This window comes from Kocuria sp. UCD-OTCP (genome assembly GCF_000349605.1).
Lineage (GTDB): Bacteria > Actinomycetota > Actinomycetes > Actinomycetales > Micrococcaceae > Kocuria > Kocuria rosea.
This window is the reverse complement of sequence record NZ_AOSQ01000029.1, coordinates 1-17,970: the sequence shown is the minus strand read 5'-3', so window position 1 is coordinate 17,970 and position 17,970 is coordinate 1. Positions and strand designations below refer to the sequence as shown.

General features: G+C 69.5%; 24 protein-coding genes. 17 read left to right on the top strand and 7 right to left on the bottom strand.

Features of this window, described 5'->3' with window-relative positions; all coding sequences use genetic code 11:
• Positions 1-3 precede the first annotated feature (3 nt).
• On the bottom strand, positions 4-567 hold the full coding sequence (locus H488_RS29515; RefSeq protein WP_017833794.1) for a DinB family protein: 564 nt from the start codon (positions 565-567) through the stop codon (positions 4-6).
• A 408-nt stretch (positions 568-975) separates the two neighbouring features.
• On the opposite strand from H488_RS29515, the gene H488_RS37980 reads away from it, so the two are divergent.
• Positions 976-1,581 (top strand): sodium:calcium antiporter, encoded by a 606-nt coding sequence (locus tag H488_RS37980; protein ID WP_237740446.1) that lies wholly within the window; start codon positions 976-978, stop codon positions 1,579-1,581.
• A 31-nt stretch (positions 1,582-1,612) separates the two neighbouring features.
• Here the strand turns inward: H488_RS37980 and H488_RS29510 are convergent, their stop codons facing one another.
• Both H488_RS29510 and H488_RS29505 read right to left on the bottom strand, forming a co-directional pair.
• Entirely contained in the window at positions 1,613-2,281 is a 669-nt protein-coding gene (locus H488_RS29510; RefSeq protein ID WP_017833792.1) for a GAP family protein, read from the bottom strand.
• A gap of 196 nt (positions 2,282-2,477) precedes the next feature.
• On the bottom strand, positions 2,478-3,002 hold the full coding sequence (locus H488_RS29505) for a flavodoxin domain-containing protein (RefSeq protein WP_017833791.1): 525 nt from the start codon (positions 3,000-3,002) through the stop codon (positions 2,478-2,480).
• Between the two features lie 90 nt (positions 3,003-3,092).
• On the opposite strand from H488_RS29505, the gene H488_RS29500 reads away from it, so the two are divergent.
• From H488_RS29500 to H488_RS29490, 4 genes are all read left to right on the top strand, one after another.
• Positions 3,093-3,560 (top strand): hypothetical protein, encoded by a 468-nt coding sequence (locus H488_RS29500; protein WP_017833790.1) that lies wholly within the window; start codon positions 3,093-3,095, stop codon positions 3,558-3,560.
• A 119-nt stretch (positions 3,561-3,679) separates the two neighbouring features.
• Positions 3,680-3,808, top strand: a complete 129-nt coding sequence (locus H488_RS38240) for a hypothetical protein (RefSeq protein WP_017833789.1) — start codon at positions 3,680-3,682, stop codon at positions 3,806-3,808.
• 74 nt (positions 3,809-3,882) lie between these two features.
• Complete coding sequence (locus tag H488_RS29495) at positions 3,883-4,599, top strand: hypothetical protein (protein WP_150110349.1); 717 nt, start codon at positions 3,883-3,885, stop codon at positions 4,597-4,599.
• A 104-nt stretch (positions 4,600-4,703) separates the two neighbouring features.
• Positions 4,704-5,108: a hypothetical protein gene (locus H488_RS29490; RefSeq protein ID WP_017833787.1), complete on the top strand. Its 405-nt coding sequence runs from the start codon at positions 4,704-4,706 to the stop codon at positions 5,106-5,108.
• Positions 5,109-5,212: 104 nt separating this feature from the next.
• Here the strand turns inward: H488_RS29490 and H488_RS29485 are convergent, their stop codons facing one another.
• Together H488_RS29485 and H488_RS36620 are read right to left on the bottom strand one after the other, a co-directional pair.
• Positions 5,213-6,421 carry a serine hydrolase domain-containing protein gene (locus tag H488_RS29485; RefSeq protein WP_237740445.1) on the bottom strand — a complete coding sequence of 403 codons (1,209 nt, stop codon included), beginning with the start codon at positions 6,419-6,421 and terminating at the stop codon, positions 5,213-5,215.
• 131 nt (positions 6,422-6,552) lie between these two features.
• The gene (locus H488_RS36620; protein ID WP_017833785.1) at positions 6,553-7,449 is read right to left on the bottom strand and encodes a DoxX family protein; all 897 of its coding nucleotides are present in this window, start codon (positions 7,447-7,449) and stop codon (positions 6,553-6,555) included.
• Between the two features lie 90 nt (positions 7,450-7,539).
• Here H488_RS36620 and H488_RS29480 point away from each other — a divergent pair, with 90 nt between their 5' ends.
• Both H488_RS29480 and srmL read left to right on the top strand, forming a co-directional pair.
• Complete coding sequence (locus H488_RS29480) at positions 7,540-8,121, top strand: TetR/AcrR family transcriptional regulator (RefSeq protein WP_031283159.1); 582 nt, start codon at positions 7,540-7,542, stop codon at positions 8,119-8,121.
• A 541-nt stretch (positions 8,122-8,662) separates the two neighbouring features.
• Positions 8,663-9,781, top strand: coding sequence for a PheS-related mystery ligase SrmL (gene srmL / locus H488_RS29475; protein WP_017833783.1), 1,119 nt, complete (start codon positions 8,663-8,665; stop codon positions 9,779-9,781).
• A 241-nt stretch (positions 9,782-10,022) separates the two neighbouring features.
• On the opposite strand, the gene H488_RS29470 is transcribed toward srmL, so the two are convergent.
• On the bottom strand, positions 10,023-10,334 hold the full coding sequence (locus H488_RS29470; protein ID WP_017833782.1) for a hypothetical protein: 312 nt from the start codon (positions 10,332-10,334) through the stop codon (positions 10,023-10,025).
• A 426-nt stretch (positions 10,335-10,760) separates the two neighbouring features.
• Here H488_RS29470 and H488_RS29465 point away from each other — a divergent pair, with 426 nt between their 5' ends.
• From H488_RS29465 to H488_RS29435, 7 genes are all read left to right on the top strand, one after another.
• Positions 10,761-11,012, top strand: coding sequence for a hypothetical protein (locus tag H488_RS29465; protein ID WP_017833781.1), 252 nt, complete (start codon positions 10,761-10,763; stop codon positions 11,010-11,012).
• Between the two features lie 368 nt (positions 11,013-11,380).
• Positions 11,381-11,896 carry a GNAT family N-acetyltransferase gene (locus tag H488_RS29460; protein WP_017833780.1) on the top strand — a complete coding sequence of 172 codons (516 nt, stop codon included), beginning with the start codon at positions 11,381-11,383 and terminating at the stop codon, positions 11,894-11,896.
• A gap of 205 nt (positions 11,897-12,101) precedes the next feature.
• Positions 12,102-12,554: a nuclear transport factor 2 family protein gene (locus H488_RS29455; protein WP_017833779.1), complete on the top strand. Its 453-nt coding sequence runs from the start codon at positions 12,102-12,104 to the stop codon at positions 12,552-12,554.
• Positions 12,555-12,917: 363 nt separating this feature from the next.
• Positions 12,918-13,472: a hypothetical protein gene (locus H488_RS29450; protein WP_017833778.1), complete on the top strand. Its 555-nt coding sequence runs from the start codon at positions 12,918-12,920 to the stop codon at positions 13,470-13,472.
• A 250-nt stretch (positions 13,473-13,722) separates the two neighbouring features.
• Positions 13,723-14,196 (top strand): hypothetical protein, encoded by a 474-nt coding sequence (locus H488_RS29445; RefSeq protein ID WP_017833777.1) that lies wholly within the window; start codon positions 13,723-13,725, stop codon positions 14,194-14,196.
• Between the two features lie 97 nt (positions 14,197-14,293).
• Positions 14,294-15,122, top strand: a protein-coding gene (locus H488_RS36615) for an IS5 family transposase (protein ID WP_373419175.1) whose coding sequence is annotated in 2 segments (ribosomal slippage) — positions 14,294-14,640 and positions 14,639-15,122 — 831 coding nt in all. Because the reading frame shifts where the segments join, the coding sequence is not laid out codon by codon here.
• A gap of 159 nt (positions 15,123-15,281) precedes the next feature.
• The gene (locus H488_RS29435; RefSeq protein WP_017833776.1) at positions 15,282-15,593 is read left to right on the top strand and encodes a putative quinol monooxygenase; all 312 of its coding nucleotides are present in this window, start codon (positions 15,282-15,284) and stop codon (positions 15,591-15,593) included.
• Between the two features lie 166 nt (positions 15,594-15,759).
• Here H488_RS29435 and H488_RS29430 read toward each other — a convergent pair whose 3' ends face one another.
• Positions 15,760-16,353 carry a recombinase family protein gene (locus H488_RS29430; RefSeq protein ID WP_017833775.1) on the bottom strand — a complete coding sequence of 198 codons (594 nt, stop codon included), beginning with the start codon at positions 16,351-16,353 and terminating at the stop codon, positions 15,760-15,762.
• Positions 16,354-16,598: 245 nt separating this feature from the next.
• Between H488_RS29430 and H488_RS29425 the strand changes: the two genes are divergently transcribed.
• From H488_RS29425 to H488_RS29415, 3 genes are all read left to right on the top strand, one after another.
• Positions 16,599-17,042 (top strand): hypothetical protein, encoded by a 444-nt coding sequence (locus tag H488_RS29425; protein WP_017833774.1) that lies wholly within the window; start codon positions 16,599-16,601, stop codon positions 17,040-17,042.
• Positions 17,039-17,350 (top strand): winged helix-turn-helix domain-containing protein, encoded by a 312-nt coding sequence (locus H488_RS29420; RefSeq protein WP_017833773.1) that lies wholly within the window; start codon positions 17,039-17,041, stop codon positions 17,348-17,350. The genes H488_RS29425 and H488_RS29420 overlap by 4 nt, the downstream gene beginning before the upstream one ends.
• Before the next feature lie 216 nt (positions 17,351-17,566).
• Positions 17,567-17,797 carry a hypothetical protein gene (locus H488_RS29415; protein WP_202804022.1) on the top strand — a complete coding sequence of 77 codons (231 nt, stop codon included), beginning with the start codon at positions 17,567-17,569 and terminating at the stop codon, positions 17,795-17,797.
• Positions 17,798-17,970: the final 173 nt, after the last annotated feature.

Genomic DNA, 17,970 nt, shown 5'->3' with positions numbered 1-17,970 from the left:
GGCTCAGCGGGTGTGGGCGTACAGGTCGCGCAGCAGGGCGAGCTCCGCCCCGTGGTGGATCAGCTCGCGGTTGATGTGCAGCACCAGGGCGAGCATCGGCAGGTCCGCGTACGGGCCCTCCACCGGGCCGCACGGGCGCGCCAGGTCCGAGTCCGTCAGCGAGTGCACCCCGGCCGTCCAGCGGGCGAACTCGCGGTCGAGCTGGGCCAGCGCCTCCTCCGCGGTCCCGGCGTACGCCCAGCTCTGGTAGGACGCCTCGGGGCCGGCGAAGTGCCCGTGGCTGCGCGCGGCGAGGACCCCGACGACGACGTGCGCCAGCCGCCAGGCGATGGTCGTGAACGGCGCGGGCACCGGTTCGGGGAAGGCGAAGTCCAGCACGAGCTCCCCGCGGCCCGTCTGCATCGGGGTGCGTTCCTCGGCCCGGGGATGGACCGTCCACGCGGACCCGCCGGTGGGGTCGAAGAAGTACTCCTCGTCGGTCAGGCCGGCGAGGCGGGGCCGCAGCTGGTGGGTCCAGTGCCGGTCGATCTGGTCGGCGGCACAGGCGGCGACGTCGAGGTCGGTCATGGCGGTTCCCTCCTGATCGGGGCGCCTCCGGCGCAGCGTCCGGTGACAGGTCCAGTGTCCTCCCCGTGGCGGACAGATCCTGTCCGCATCCACGCGGCACCCGAGCCGTGACGGATCCCGCGCACTGCCCCTGTCCTCCCGGGCGGCAGTTCTGGACCGGCGCCCATGACGGTCCTGGACGTGGGGCGCATCGTGCTCGGCATGACGTTGCGCTCGTGTCCCTGGACGGTCGGGTCAGCGGCACGGACGGCACGGTGCTGTTCGCAGCGGTGCTCGTCCACGGGGTCCTGACGGTGCTGATCGGCCGCCGGGACGCCGCCTCCCCCGCCGGGGCGCCGGACCCTCCGCCGGACCGGCCGCCCGCCGCACCCGATGTCGACGGGCCACCGGCCGGGGAGGCCTCGGCCGGTGTCTCGATCGTGCTCGTCGTGGTGGGGGTGGGGCTTCTCGTGGCCGGGGCCACGGTCCTCGTCGAGGGGGGCGGTCGACGTCGCCACGGCCCTGGGCGTCAGCGGCCTCGTCGTCGGGCTCACGGTGGTCGCCCTCGGGACGTCCCTGCCCGAACTGGCCGCGTCCGTCGTCGCGGTCCGCCGGGGACAGCGGGATCTCGCCATCGGCAACGTCGTGGGCAACTGCCTGCTGAACCTCGGACTGGTGCTCGGGGTGCCGGCGATCCTCGTCGACGGCGGCCTGCCGGTACCGGCGGCGGCCGTGGCCCTGGACATCCCGGGGATGCCGGCCGCCGTGGTGGCGCTGCTGCCCATCGCCTTCACCGGGTTCGCCGTGGCCCGCTGGGAGGGCGGTCTGTTCCTGGTCCTGTACTTCGCCTACACCGGGTACGTGCTACTGGCGGCCACCGAGCACGACGCCCTGGAGGGGTTCAGCTCCGTGATGGTCTCATTCGTGCTGCCCCTGGTCGTGATGACCCTCGTGGCGGTGAGCGCCCACGAGCTGGGCCGGCGCCGCGAGCGCCGCGAGCGCCGCGGGCCCGGCGGGCCTGCGGGCGCCCCCTAGCCGCCGCGGGTGGGCCGGGGCACGGTCACGGTCAGCCGGACCGCAGTCCGCTCACACCGTTGCCGAGGAGCACCGCGCCGATGACGACCAGCACGACGGTCATCACCCAGGAACCGTTGGCGGTCATCCACCCCTTCGCGGCCGCCAGCACCGTGGCGGCCCGGTCCCCCAGGACCACGTGGAGCAGCACCGGGGCGGCGACCGCGGCGCTGGCGACCCCCGTGAACAGCAGGAGCGCGAGCACCTGGTGCGCCACGGACGCCGTGGCAGTCGCGATCGCGGCCGCCCCCGTGACGACCAGCACCGCGTTCTTCGGGTTCACCGTGACCAGCAGGAAGGCCACGGCCAGGGCCTTCGGGGGCGTCATCGTGTCGACCGCGGTCATCCACCGCGCCGGCTGCGACCCCTCGAGCGACCGGCTCCGCCACTGCTTGACCCCCAGCAGCAGCAGGGTGCCGCCGAGCACGACCCGCAGGACGCCGACCCAGGGCGCGGGATCGTCGCGGGGCAGGGTCGTGTCGACGACCAGCACGGTGAGGGCGGTCACGACGGCGATCCCGGCGATCCAGCCGGACAGGAACGCGGTGACCGCGCCCCGGGTCCCGCTGGTGACGAGCATCAGCATGATCACGGCGACGGGCAGGGAGGCGGCGAGCAGTCCCACCGCGATCGGGAGACCCGCGGCTGCGGCTGCCGGCACGACGACCTCCTGGGAACGGGTGCCCGTGACCGGGCCGCTGACGCCCGGGGCTGCGGTCGAGCCGACCGCTCCCCTCGACGAGGGCTGGGACCCCGGGTACCGGGGCCCACCCGCCCTGCGACGGGGACGATCGGAACACTGGCCTCGGGGGCACATCCTTCTCCACCAGGGTGGAGGTCGCGGGCACGGCCGCGGATCACCCGGCGCGGGTGGCCGTCCTTAGCGTCCCGGCGATGTCGCGGGTCCAGGCCTCGATCCGGGGCCAGTCCCGGTGGTCGCCGAAGCGCCCCCCTGTCCCCCGGAGGAGGAGTCCGGCCCAGCCCGGCAGCTGCTCGGCCTGCGCCACCCCGGACAGCAGCAGGTGCCCGCGCGGGTGCACCACCTCCCGCAGGGACGCGGCCAGCCGCCGGTTCTGGGCGCGGCGGCCCGGTCCGCGAAGGATCCGGGGCAGGGCCGCGGACATCCCCACGCTGAACAGCCACACCGGCCGGGTCCGCAGCACGGCCTGGTGGCGGTGGACGAACGCGGTGGCCACCGGCAGCCAGTCCTGGTCGTGGATGGCACTGCCGAGCACGACGGCGTCGTAGTCGCCGAGACCGTCCTGCTGTTCCATGGGCCCGACGTCGACCGACGAGCCCTCGTCCCGGAGCACGTCGGCGATCCGCCGGGCGATCTCCGCCGTCGACCCGTGTGCGCTGGCATGTGCGACGAGAATCCGCATCTCCGCCTCCCTCTCGGTCCTGCCCCCAGCGTAGGCCGACGACCGGCCGGACCGGGTGACGACCGGGGACGCGGGACGTAGCGTAGAACCATGAACAATCTCGTGCTGTCCCTGACCAGCTCCGCGGCCGCCGGAGCGCTGACGCTGGTCTCCCCGTCCGGCTGGTCGCCCCGGGTGCGCGCCGCGTACGTCGTGGTGCCGGGAGTCCTGGTCGCCGGCGCAGGAGCGTGGGTGCTCTCCCGGAACACCGGCGGGGAGGACTCCGTCGACGTCGGCACCGAGGCCGGGACCCTGGCCGACGGGAGCCCCGTCGCGGCGCAGCGGCTGCCGGTGGCGGCGCGGGCGGCGCTGCTGCTGGGTCTCGGCGCGGCGACGTGCGGGGTCCAGGCCGCCTCGCTGCGGATCGACGCGATGCTCGAGCGGTGGCTGGTCGCCCGCGGGGCGGCCCATCCGCGCCGGTGGATGGCCGCGCTCGCGGTGCTCGCCTCGCTGGGCATGGACGCCGCCGGGGACCGCATGAGCGCCCTCGCCGGGGAGGACCGCCGGCCCGTTGCCTGACGACCTCCGCCGCCCCGGGCGCGGCGGCTGTTACGGTTCCCCCAGCAGGCGCCGGACGCCCGCATCGCCCGTCGACCCCCGACTCCGACCCCGACTCCGACTCCACGAGGAGCACCACCATGGCCGCTGAGCCCGTCGCCCGGCAGACCGACCCGGTCCTCGTGCCGTTCGGTGCCCCGGCCGTCTCCACCGCCCCGGGCCGCGGTGAGACCGGGTCCCGCAGCCGGCCGCGCCGGCCGGCCCGCTGAGCCGGGGTCACCGGACGGTGGACGAGCGGCGGAGGCTGAACCAGGGCGGTGCCGTGTACCCCGGTGCGCGCGCGGTGGTTATCCCCGCCCGCACCGGAGCCACCGGGGAGCCCACCACCCGCCGTGTGGTCGTGGCCGCCGACCGGAGGAGCTTCACCCTGGACGACGGACAGGTCTACGAGCGGCTCTCCGGGGCGCTCTGGTCCCAGCGGCGCTCCCCGGACGTCGGCACGCTGCTGGTCCGTCAGGCCTGCACCGAGGGCGCCGCCCTGTTCGACGGCCTCTGGCGCTCGGCCGCGGACCCGTCGCCGCGGACGGCGGCCGAGATCGCCGCGGCGCAGGAGGCGGCTGTGGTCGAGGCGCTGCGCGCCCGGCACCGCGTCCCGCCCTGGTCGAGGCCGGACTTCTACTACGACGTGGTCCGGGCGCGAGAAGCCCTGGCCGGTCTGAGCTCGGACCTCTCCCGGATCCCCGACGAGAGATTCTGGGTCGTGGTGGAGCGCCACCGGCGCACTCCCGCGGAGATCGCCGGGCTCAACCAGCCGGTGGGGCCCGACTGTCTCACCGCGGAGCACGGGACCTGCCGGCGGTGCCGGCCCGTGCACGTGTGGGCGTGGGTGGCCGAGCGCCGCTGGAGCCACCACGGCGGTGACCCGTCCGTGGACTACGACGTCGAGGCGATCGTCGCCGTGCTCGAGCGCATCGACCCCGAGTACCGGCACACCCCGGGCCGGGTCCTCACCCGTGTCCTCGACGAGCACCACCGTCCGGAGCAGGGAGCCGCCCCGTGAGCGCGGCGCCGACGGACGGCGCACCGCGCACCGGACCCGGGCCCGCCCCCGTCCGCACGCCGGCCCCAGCATGCCACCCGATCCCCTCGACGACAGGACGTCCCATGCGCCGACCCGTTCCCGCTCTGCTCGCTCTCTCCGCCCTCGCCCTGACCGGCTGCGCGCCGACCGCCGACGACATCCAGGCGATGGTGGCCGGCGGGGCCGCCTACGAGGACGCGACGGCGCTGCGCGACGACGTCGTCGGGGCCGGCATCGACTGCCCGGGCACGGACCAGCTGCGCGCCCCGGCCGACCCGGAGACCACCTACCTGGACTGCGCCAACGGACGCATGGCCATGGCCGTCACGGACTCCAAGGAGCGCATGGAGGGGCTGTTGAACACCCTCAGCAGCGAGCAGGGCGCCTCCTTCCTGCACGCGGACAACTGGGTCGTCATCTCGAGGGACGCGGCCCCGCTGCAGCAGCTACGGGACGAGCTCGGCGGGGACATCACCACTAACCCCTGAGCGGTCACGGTGCCGCTCGCCGTCCGCCCGCACGGATCCTGGGAGCCCGGCACCGCCGCACGACGGACGCCCACGGCCCCCCTCACGGACGTGCCCCCGGCCTGCTACGACCAGGAGGCGGTCGTGAGGAGGGAGAAGAGAGGCTCGAAGTCGTAGCTCGTGGTGCTGTTGGTCATGACCACGATGCCCAGGCCATGTTCTGGGTAAAGACGCATGACGTTCCAGAATCCGGCGCCGGCCCCGAAGTGCTCGACCCACTGCCCCGTTTCCCGGGTGGGGCGGCGGAACCAGCCGATGCCGTGGTCGAAGGGCTTCCCCGGGTGCTCGATCACTCGCATCGATCGGGCCGTCTCAGCGGACAGGATGCGGTGCCCGTCGATCTGGCCATCACCCAGGTGCAGCCGCAGAAAACGTCCGGCATCCGTCACGTCGCCGACCAGACCGCCGTAGGCGGCTCCGTCGACGTAGAAGGGCCGCAGGCCCAGGTAGGCGCCGTGACGGGTCCCGGCCACCCCGGGTGGGAGCAGACGGCGCAGCAGCGGATCGGCGGCGCGCGGGGCGCGCACACAACCGGTGGCGGCTGGTGCCTCCGGGCGGTAGGTGAACCCGGTGCTGGTCATGCCCACCGGATCCAGCACGGCTTGCTGCAGATAGGACGTCACCGGCATACCACTCACGGCTTCGATGATCTGACCCAGCGCAAGGTAGCCGACGTTGGTGTATCGGGCCCTGTGCCCCGGGGAGTGGCGGTAGGCGCGCGGTCGTCTCATCACGGACCGCAGCAGGTCCTCGGCCGCCGGCGGCTCCTGCTCGGCCGGGTGCACCCATCGCAGCGGCAGAGGATTGGACAACCCCGCGGTGTGGGTCAGCAGCTGCCCTACCGTGGGCTGGGAGGCACGCGGGGCGCGCAGACAGCCCACATAGTCGGCCACCGGGGCGTCCAGCTCGAGGCGACCGCTCTCGACCAGGGTCATGGCGGCCGTGGCGGTCACGATCTTGGTCATGGAGAACCACAGATACACCGTGGCCGGAGTCGCGGGCGCCCCCGTGGCCAGGTCAGCAGTTCCGAACCCGCCGGCGTACAACGACCGCTGTGAGTCGACCACGACCAGGGACAGTCCCGGGATGCGCCCGGTGCGCATCATGGTCATCACCGCCTCCGCCAACCACTCAGGGGTCTTCCCTGGCTGGGCGACGGAATCATCGGAATGGTTCCCGGACGGATGGCTGTGCATGGCATCCCCCAGATGCGCGACTCCACGGACGTCGCAACGGTCTGACGCCACCTTGAGATTCTCCCGCTGCGGTGTCAAGACCGAAACGGTCCACGCCATACAGTCGACGAAGACGAAGTTCGCCAGGACGCTCCGCTGGGCCCAGCAGTACCCGACGACGGCCGATCCCGCCTCGAACCACTACAGACACCTGAGTCCACCGCGGCGGGCTACCGTTCGGCGGGCGTGGGCGTCGGGGCGTCGAGCATGCCTCTGACCTCGGGCCACGTCGCAGGCGCCTGGGTTGCGGGCAGCGAGCGGAAGGTTGATTCCTGCAGGTGCGGCCGGTAGGTCCGCATGACGTGGGCGTGGAGCGCGGAGCGGGTGCAGCGGCGCATCGCGTCCTCGTCCGTCCACCCGGACCAGGTCCAGAAGGTGGCGGTCAGCGGCTGCGCCGCCAGATCGAACCACAGGGCCCCGGGGGCCCGTCGCAGAGCCCGCCGCAACCGCAGCGAAGCGAAAAGGAAGCCCGGCACGTGCCTGGCTGAGCGCAACCGGAGCCGGGAAACGAGCACGATGCCGGCACTGGGGGCCTCGTCTACTGCTCCGGCGGGTCCGTAGGCCCGAGGCAGGACGGCGTTGAGATTTCCCAGCGAGTCGCTGAACACCGCGCGTCGCCAATGGGTGATCACCACGACGACAGCGGCTGCGATGTAGAGCAGTTGCAGGGCGGTGCGCGGCAGCAGGGCGGTGGCCGGTTCCCCTGCCAGCGTCAGTCCGGCGGTCGCGGCGTAGATGTTCGCGGGGAAGATCGCCACCATCAGCAGGCCCAGGCCACCGGCTGCCCAGGCGGCCGTGCGCGGCAGCATCAGTCCGATGGCGCCGGCGAGCTCCAGCACCCCGGTGACCGTGACGAGCAGCTCAGGGTGGGGCAGCACGGGCGGCACGATAGCGACGAGATCGTCGCGGAGACCCGCGAAATGGGACACCCCGGTGACGAGGAACATCACCGCGAGACCTCCGCGGAGAGCCGGGGGTGCTGCCTCCCGCAGGCGGCGGCGCCCGAGGATCGCGGCGACGCCCAGTGTTGCCAGGGTCGCGGTGAGGAAGATGATCAGGACTGACATGGTGCCCTCCTGGGCGTCGATCTTGTCACTGACAAGCCTGCTCCTCCAGTCGTATCTTGTCAATGCCTAGATATGGGGTAGGGTGCCGGTATGACTCCCCGCGCTTATCACCACGGCGACCTGCATCGTGCGGTCCTGGATGCCGCGGTGCAGGCCGTGCTCGAGGTGGGGCCCTCCCAGGTGAGCCTGCGGGACCTGGCGCGGCGGGCGGGGGTCTCCCACGCGGCCCCGGCCTATCACTTCGGCAACAAGGCCGGGCTCTTGACGACGCTGGCGGCAGAGGGTTTCCGGATGCTCGCGGAGCACCTCACCGAGGTGCTCGAACGCACCGGCAGCTTCCTCGAGGTCGGTGTCGCCTACGTGCACTTCGCCGTGGAGCACCGGGCGCACACCCAGGTCATGTTCCGCCCGGACCTCTACGAGGCCTCCCGCGCCGACGTCGTCCAAGCGCGCGCCGCCGCCGCCGCCGCGCTCTCCCACGGGGTCGCGACGCTCCCACCGGAGGTGGTGGGAACTGATCCGAAGGTCGCCGCCCTCGCGGCCTGGTCTCTGGTGCACGGCTTCGCGGATCTCTGGCTCGGTGGAGCGATCAGCGAAGGGGACGACGGCGATCTCACCGAGTCCGCCCAGGCGGTGGCTCGGTTCCTCTTCGACAAGGGCACGGCTCAGTAGCCGACAGACGGTACACGCGCCGGCCCCTAGAGTTCCCGTGCCGCGGAGACAGGCTGCCTCTTCGGGACCCACCGGGGGCCCCGCCCGCACCAAGCTTTCCACCTGAATCCTGGCATGCCCGGCTTCCTCCCCAATGGGCACGCCGCGCAGGGGGGCGACCCACCATGACGAGGCCGGCTAGGGCGTTCCGGCCGGTGCTGGCGACCCCCTCCTTCCTGGAGACGATCACTCACCCCCCTGCTGACGGGCCACTGAACTGGTCCATGGCCCACCTGATCCCTCCTTCACCGGTGGCCGGATCTGCCCGCGCCGCCATCGGGACCGGGCGCTTCACGGCTGCGGCCAGCAGTCGGCACAGGTGCCGGTGCTGGCGATCGTTGCTACCCTTAACCCCATGAAGCGTGCTCAGCGATTTCTTCACCCCCGGCCGTTCAGTGGCCGCGGGGTAGTGAGCGCGCCTTTCCAAGCCGCCTAGTCTCCGCAGGCACGGCCGGGGGAATCTCTGTTCCCAGCATCGGCCCCACCGCCACAGGAGACTTCCATGTCGGCACTTCCGTACCTCAGCCCTGACCAGCTTGCCCGCGCGCTGAGCCTGCGTGACCTCAGCGACCCGGCACAAGGCGCGCACGCGATGCAGCTCCTGCTGGAGAACCTCGTCACCGCGCTGCAGCACCAATGGGGCAGCTCCGTCCGCCAGGTCCGCAATCCACCTCTAGTTGCCGTCCGTGACAACTACGACCGTCTGGGCTACGACCTCGGTGACATCACCAGAGCACAGCGGTACACCCGATACATCTCACCGACCGTGGTGCTGCGTACCCACACCAGCGCGGAACTGCCCAGGGCCCTGCAGGACTACCGCGGCCGGTCCGCCGTCGACGAACTGCTCGTCGTCCCAGGCCTCGTCTACCGGCGCGACGTCGTCGACCGCACGCACGTGGGAGAACCACATCAGGTCGACCTGTGGCGCATCCGGTCCACATCGCAAACCACCGATCAGGACCTGCTCGAAATGATCACCACTGGCGTCGAAGCGGTCCTGCCCGGGGCGCAATGGCAGATCACCGACGTCGAGCACCCGTACACACTCGGCGGACGACAGGTGGACGTGAACCTGGAGGGCGAGTGGCTCGAGCTCGCCGAATGCGGACGAATCCACCCCGAGGTGCTGCGCGGCTCGGGCCTGGACCCGCAGAAGTGGTCCGGACTGGCCCTGGGCATGGGGCTGGAACGGGCCCTGATGCTGCGCAAGTTGATTCCAGATATCCGCTACCTGCGCTCCTCGGAGCCGCGCATCGCGGCCCAGATGCTCGACCTGCAGCCCTGGCAGCAGGTCTCTCTGCTCCCCGGCACGCGTCGGGACATCTCCGTCGTGCTCGTCGACAGCGAAGACGGCGAGACCATCGGTGACCGGGTCCGGACAGCCCTGGGCAAGGACGCGGACCTCCTCGAAGCCGTCGAGGTCCTGTCGTTGACGCGATGTGCGCAGCTTCCGGTCACAGCTCGTGAGCGCCTCGGCATCACCCCGGGCCAGAGCAACGCGCTGATCCGGATCCACATCCGCCCGCTCCTGCGGACACTCACGTCCGCCGAGGCCAACGAGCTGCGCAACAGGATCTACCTCGCCGTCCATGAGGGCCCCCATGCCGAATTGATCTAAGCGCAAGCGCAGCCGTCGTGGATGAGCGAGAGCAGGACTCTGTCACCAGCAGCAGTATCAGCCGATGGAGGAGCCTCCACCGCCCCACGGTCTGCCGCTAACCGCGCCATATGCAAAGCTCAACTCGCACGAGAGCGGGAGGCACAGTGGGAAGAAGGGGGACGGTGAACAGCGTGGGGGCGCTCAGATTCCTCAGTGTCTACGGTGCATGACGTGAAGCACCGCATCGAGGGGGCAGGGATCAGGACCGGCCTCCGGGTTTGCCCCAGGACATCGCACCGAACACCTCGTCGGACTGCTCCAGGAACTCCACATCCGCCCGCGCCAGCAACGCACCAGGGGCGTAGTCATCGGCCTCGCAGCGCACCGGCACGACCGCCTGGTGCGGGGCGTACTCGTAGTAGATGCACAGCACCAGTTCCCCGGCGTGCAGCTTCAGGCCCGGCCGATCCGCGAGCATCCGATAACGGCGCAACCGGGCAGGGGTCTGCGCCGCACACGATCCCGTCGCGGAGGCGGGGTCGGTCTGGGTGAAAGTGCTCAAGACGCTCATGGGTGGGGTCCTCCTGGAAAGCGGACCTCCCGGAAGGGACCTCCCGGGGCGTGACGCGCCCCATCGGTCGTCCACCATCGATAGTAGAGACGCGGCCCGTGGCCGGGAAGGGGTGGGCGGGTGAACATCAGGGGTCGCCCGGTGCCGGCCACGGCATGGTGAACCCCTGCTGCGACGTTCGTCAGCGGGCTCAAGCGTCGGCGTGGACGGCGTTGAGGTTCGTCCAGTCAGCCCGCGGGTGGAACCCTGACGGCAACGCCGCTTTCGAAGAAGGGGCTGGCAATAGCGTCATGGTACGTACCACATGGGACAACGCCTCGAATAGCCATTCGGGTGTGATGTTGCTTACCATGTCTCCACCATTCGCGGAGCTGCTCGTGGGAGCAACTCCGGCTCCCTGGGCGATCGTTGATCTGAGGGAGTCTGATGTCCATCACCTTTCAGCCCGTGCCCCTGACGGACCGACGGCTCTTCGAGGCCCGGGTCACTGAAACCGCGGTCGCCCTGCACCACGAGGGCCACGACCCAGAGAGAATCTGCCAGGAGGCCACGCGGATCGGTCAGCGCTACCCCTGGGTGGAGGCCCGCACGATGGCCAACGCCCTGGTGGACGCCTTGGGTCCGGGATGGGGCGCCATCTACCTGCATTGGCTGTGGAGCCAGGACGACGACTCCTGATCCACTGCTCTTGAGTGACAGCACCCCTGCTGGGAGTGTGCGAGCACGGGCGCGCGCCCGTGAGCACGGAGCCTGCCCCAGCACGGCGCCACCTGACGAGCAAGGCCCGACCGGCTGCGATCACGCGACCGAGGGCGCTCCGGCGAGTGACCGTCACCGGGGCGCGCCGGATCCGGACGAGGGACCGGGTGCGCACCATGCTTCGCGCAGGAACGGCCCCCGGTCAGGACCTGGCCGACAAGGACCCGGAAGTGGGTGGGGACGATGACCGTCCCCGCACCTCCGGTGGCAGTTCGACCTCGTCCTTCATCTCCTGCCCACGGCCTTCTCGCCGACGGGGCTCCGACACACACGAACAGGCACCCCTTGTGAAGACTCGCCCTCGGTGGATCACGCGCACCGAAACACCGGCCGACGTCCCGACCGTCCACGACCTCCACCGCGCCGCCTTCCCCACCAGTGAGGAGGCCGAACTTGTGGACGCGCTACGCCAGGACCCGGCCTGGATCGACGGACTTTCGATGGTCACCACCACCGCCGAGGGCACCGTGGTGGGACACGTCCTGCTCACCCGCTGCCACATCGACGAGGTGCCGGCGTTGTGCCTGGCACCGTGCGCGGTGTTACCGGCCCATCAGCGCACCGGTGCCGGCTCCGCGGCGATCCATGCTGTCCTGCGGGCGGCACGGGAACGGGGCGAGGCCTTCGTCGTCGTCCTGGGCCACGCGCAGTACTACCCGCGCTTCGGTTTCGAGCGGGCCTCGATGCACGGCATCAGGCTGAGCATCGAGGTCCCGGACGAGGCCCTGATGGCGCTGTCGCTGGATCCGGACCGGGCCCTGCCGACCGGCACCGTGCGCTACGCGGAACCCTTCGGGATTTGAGTCCAGCGCGCGGAAACCATCGAGCATGACTCCGCACCCAGGTCGACCGGCTCCGTGCCGCACATCTTGTCGGGAAGCACTGCACTGCACGGGGACGCCGAATACGGGAAGCCATACCGCAACGACCTCTGCCCATAGCCGGGCCATATGTAAAGCGGTTTGCCTTCACTGGCGAGCACACCCCGCGCCCCGGAAGGATGGGCACATGAGCACTCCTGATCAGCCGCGCCCACCACTTCCGCCCTTCACTTACCAGTCCGCCCTCGCCAAGGTCCAGGCCGCCGAGGACGCCTGGAACAGCCGTGACCCCGAGCGCGTCGCCGGCGCCTACTCCCTCGACACCGAGTGGCGCAACCGCGACCAACACATCCGCGGGCGTGAAGAGGTCGTCGCCTTTCTCACCGACAAGTGGGACCACGAGCTCGACTACCGCCTGCGCAAGAACCTCTGGTCCTTCACGGACAACCGGATCGGAGTCCGATTCCAGTACGAGTGGCACGACACCGACGGGCAGTGGTGGCTCTCCTACGGCAACGAGTTGTGGGAGTTCGACGCACTCGGCTACATGCGCCGCCGCGAGGCCTCCATCAACGACGTCGCCATCGGAGAGTCCGACCTGCGCGTCACTCCCGGCGAGGGCGATCTCCCGATCTGGTGACGACGACGGGAGTCCCTCCCCTGCCACTCACAGCACCCCGGATGACCAACCTTGTGGCTGACCATGCACAGGTTCGGGGAACGAGATTTCTCCCGCCAATGCCGCTGGCCCCGAGACACCGTTTGCATGTTGCCGGCCTGGTCGTCGACGGCGGATGGCCCAGCAGCAAGGGTCGCGGCTCGATTCCAGGCCTCGTCACCGACCACGACCCGTTCACACAAATTGCGCCACCCGACGATGCCCGCAGGGGAACCTCTACCGCACCGATGCCTCCAACAGCACTGGGCTCTCCTTGGATGGAGCCCTGTCGCTCCCCACTTGAGCGTCATAGCCTCCGGGCTGGCCCCCGGTTAGCGTTCGACCATGGGCAAGCACGTACGCAGTCGTGAAGCCCTGGCCCAGTCGGAGCAGAGCATCCCCGTGCCCACGGTCGGCCAGGTGCTGGTCCGAGCCCTGCCGGCGGCCGTCGTGCTGGGGGCAGGTTTCCCGGTGCTGGCCTGGTGGTGGTCGTTGCCTGAGGATTCCCCGTTCTGGGCCGTCATGGCTGTGCTGGTCGGGGGCTTCCTCTTGGGGTGGGGCGTCCTGCGGATCACCCAGGCGCCCCGTCCTCGTCTCGGCAAGAAGGCCGAGCGCAAGTCCCAGCAATACGCAATTGCCAGCACTGCGGAGAACGGCGTGCCCCCCACCGACCCGTCGCAGCGAGCAGCGGCGGGTGCTCTCGCGTGCGAGTTAGTCGAGTGGATCCCGCTGGGTGCGGCCGCCGTCGTGGGCTTCGTCCTCACCGCCTTCCTCACGGGTGATCCGACCTGGGGCGTGGTCGCTGCCGGCCTCACGATTAACTCGATGTTGTATGTGCGCCAGACCCGGCGCAGCTGGCGCTACCTCAAGGCCATACACACCGCACCCCGGACCATCTGATTGAGGCTTTTCAACATGTCGGCGGGGAACTTCACAGGCGCGGCACGGTGGCACCGGCAGGAACCCCAACTGCGACTGCAAGAGCGCGCCGTCCTCGGGCTTGAATGCCTGTCATGACACATCAGGCCCAGCTAGCAGCTCCCGGTTTTTCGCAACAGCAAATGTGTGTCTGGCAGCTGGTTTCAAGGACTGATAGGCAGAGATAACGGGCACCGTCGGGGCGGCCAAGGCCAGACAAACAAGAGAGAACATGCAGAACACCAGTGAGATCACCGTCGTGATCGGCTTTTTCGTGCTGATCGTCATCTGCACGGTGTTGATGTACGGCCACCGTTTCGTGGCCCACCGTCTGGTGCAGGATCCGGACAGGCGGCCCCAGCGCAGCGTGGAGCTGGCAGCCTTCTGGCCGTTGATCGTGCTCGCGGCTGCCTTCCCCTTGGCGGCATTGCTGACACCCTTCGGCATCGACGAGGAACCAACCGCCCAGTGGATGATGGTGGGATTCTTTGGCATAGCGGCTCTGTGGCTCATCATCGTCCGGAAGTGGGAGTGGTACCTGCGGTACGCGGCGAACACACTATTCGCAGTCACGAGCGGCTCCCCTCGACACGGGGAGACCCTCGAGATGTATCGTGACGGCTTCAAACGAGCTCTGCCCTGGGCCGCCGCTCTGGTCGCCGTGGCGTTCATAGTTTCCCTGGCTCGAGCACTGCTTCAGGTGTAGGCAAGCCCCAGCCTGGTTGCTGCCGGCTTAGAGATGGTTTCAATAGTTATGGCTGAGGCATTGAGCGGGGTCGGTCAGGCCGGTGATCATAACCGCCATGACGAGTCAGACAGCCTCCCGGCGGTCGGTCGGCGACCAGCTGTGGGAGCTGCTGGAACCCTTGATCCCGCCACCCCCGCCGGCGAAGAACGGGCGCACCGGGCGACCTCGGGTCGATGACCGGGCCGCGCTGGAGGGCATCCTATTCGTGGCCGAGAACGGCATCGCCTGGAAGAAACTGCCCACCGAGCTGGGCTTCGGCTCCGGGATCACCTGCTGGCGCCGACTACGGGCCTGGCAGGAGGCCGGGGTATGGGAGAAGCTCCACCACGCCGTCCTGGACCAGCTCGGCCAGGACGGGGCGCTGGACTGGTCGAGGGCGTCTTTGGCTTCGGTGAGCGTCCGGGCGAAAAGGGGGTGAGCTGACGGGGCCCAATCCCACGGATCGCGGCAAACTCGGCACGAAGTACCACCTGCTGGTCACTGCCGACGGGCTGCCGCTGGCGGTGGCGATCACCGGAGCCAACCGCCACGACTCCATGCTCGTGGAGCCAATCCTGGACGGTTTGAGCCCGGTCAAGGGACCAGGACGGGGACGTCCACGGCGGAGACCGGTCAAGCTGCACGCGGACAAGGCCTACGACAACCGACGAGTCCGGCGCTACCTGCGCCGGCGCGGGATCACCGCCCGCATCGCCCGCATCGGGGTGGACTCCAGCGAACGCCTGGGACGACACCGATGGGTCGTGGAACGCACCATCTCCTGGTTGCTGGCCTTCCGTCGCCTGGCCATCCACTACGACCGCAGCGCTACCACCATGACCGCTGTGGCGACCCTGGCCATCACTGTCATCTGCGCCCGGCGACTGCCCCGGAAAGACTATTGAAACCACTTCTTAGCCTCGTACGCAGTGAGGAACGTGCACTGCAATGTCAATGGGTAGCAGTATGTGCGTGATGATCGGGCACGCCCCGTTCCAGCCAGCTATCTTTGTCGATCTACCCCACTCGACTATCTCCACATCACCGCCTGGAAGGACAGTTTCATGACTGTTGTCGTCACCGCCGTGTTCACCCCCGCCGCCGGCTCCCGGAACCAGCTCATCGAAGCCTTGCAGCAAGCCATTCCCGCTGTGCACGAGGAACCAGGATGCTTGCTCTACGCGATTCACGACGCCGCGGACGAGTCGATCGTGATGATCGAGAAATGGGCCTCCGACAGCGACCTCGCAGCGCACGCCGAAGGGCCCGCGGTCGCACGTCTGAACGACCTCATCGACGGACTGACCGCGAAGCCCGTGGTTGTCACCACCATGGCACCGCTGCCTGCCGGAACCCATGATCAGGGCGCGCTCTGAGGGTATTCATAGGCGCAGGCACGCAGAAGGGACCTCGAGCGGGCCCGTATTCGCTCACGCGGAGCTCAGGGAACCGGGGGTGGTTGCCATGCCCGTTTACCCCGAGCGATGAAAAGCCCGCTCAGGTGCCTCATACGCACCACGGTGTCCACAGGTACTGACGAATTCAAATGGTGGTCGCTTGCGGGAGCTCCCGGATCCGCCGGTACAGCGTCGCCCGGGACATGCCAAGGTCCCGGGCCACCTGGGTGGCCGGCTCCCCGGACTCGATCAGCCGCAGCGCGTTGCGGATCTGGGAGTCGGTGAAGGTCTGGCGACGCCCGCCGAGATCCTTGCCGGCAGCCCTGCGCTTGGCCACCGAGTCGGTAATCCGCTCCCGCTTGATCTCCAACTCCATCTGCGCCAAGGCGGCCATGACCGTAAACACCATCGAACCCATCGGGGTGGCCGTGTCCACGACTCCCCCGCCGAGGTTGAGCACCCGCAGCCCGGCACCTCTTCCCCGTAATGCTTCGGCGAAGGTCAGCATGTTCTGCGTCGAGCGTCCCAAGCGGTCCAGCGTCGTGATCACCAACGTGTCACCCTCCTCGAGCGCAGCGACCGCCCGGTCGAACTGCGGACGCGAAGCACGCCCTCCAGGCACTCCACTGTCGACATACACGTCATCGTGCCGCACGCCGGCGTTCAGCAGGTCAGACACCTGACGGTCCGCGTCCTGTTGCCGCGTCGAGACCCTGGCGTACCCGATTAGCTTCCCCATGTCCACCTCATCTGTCTCGCAACTAACGTTGAGTATCCAATTCTAGGGACATGGATAAAGCACAAGGATGCGAGACGGGCCGAACCGCGGAAACATGCGGGCGCAAATTTTCGGGACGAGACGTCTCGCATCCCATGAGTGACGCGACGATTCGACCGGCCCGGTTGCTTGAAGACAATTACTTGCCAATTCAGAAAGTACTTGTTTGAATGGTGGCATCATCCAACCGGCCCGAAGAGGACCCCATGAGCCAACACATCACCCCCGAACAAGCCCGCGCGCAACTGGCCAACATCCAGGCGCGCACCCTGGGCACCTCCCGTGACCGCACGGTGCACGCCGCAGCAACAGCGGTGTTCGGGGTGGCCACGGCCCTCTACATGGCTGCGCAGAACATCTTGGCCGACTGGGTCAGCCACTCCCTACGCACCGCGGTGCTCGCTGCCGCGTGGTTGGTGACGGTGTGGTGGATCGAGCGGGTGGCACGCACCGTGCCACGCCGGGCCAAGGCCTGGTCGCGGGGCGGGATCGCGGCCTCTTTCGTGCTCACGCTGACCGTGGTGCTGCCGTGGCTCAACTCCTCCGCCCAGACCGCGCCCAACACCTGGCCCATGGTCGCCGCCGGGGCGACCGTCGCCGCCGTTCCCGCCCTGGTCGCCGCCGCCGTGATCCGCTGGGGGTCCGAGTGAGCGCCACCGCGGGCCAGCATGCCCGGCACCGCCTGGACGAGCTCATCCACGCCCCGGTGCGCCTGAGCATCGTTGCCGCCCTGGCCCAGGTCGACGAGGCCGAGTTCGCCCGCGTGCGCGACACCGTGGAGGTCTCCGACTCGGTGCTCTCCAAACAGGCTACCCAGCTCGAGGCCGCCGGCTACGTGAAGATCCGCAAGGGGCACGTCGGCAAGCGCCCCCGCACCTGGTTGTCCCTCACCCCCGCCGGGCGCTCGGCCTACACCAGCCACCTCGACGCCCTGCGCGCCATCGCCGAGGGCCTGTAGAGGTCCCGCCGGCTGGGAAAGGCACTGATGCGGCACCCGATCCACAAGAGGAGGTTGCTGCCAGCGGTACGGGTCCCATGCTGTGCGCGCTGACCGGTGTCGATCACGCACGGCGTCGCAGTGACCGACGCGAGAGCCCGAACTACACTGGGGCGCGTCGACGCAGGCACGGAAATTCTCGGCCGTTGCCACGGACCTTTCAGGGGGCGTCATCCGATGACTGACCGCGACGAGGAAGACGCAGGACCGAGGTTGCTGTCCGGGGGCAACCCACAGATCCCCAAGGGCGAAGGTGATGGCCCGGTGCAGGACTACATCGCGGCCATGCCGGGGTGGAAACGAAATGTCGGGCAACGCCTCGATGAGCTGATCGTGCACACCGTTCCTGCGGTGCACAAGGCCGTGAAGTGGAACCAGCCGTTCTACGGGTTCGAGGACGAGGGCTGATTCCTGTCGTTCCGGTGCTACACCAATTACGTGCAGGTGCAGTTCTTCAAGGGAGCTTCGCTGGAACCGGTGCCGCCCAAGGCCAGTTGAGCCCCCGATAGTGGTGTAGCGCGGTGGCCCTGCTCGTCGTTGCCGACGAGAGCGCGGCCACCGTGAGATCTTTCGAGTTCACC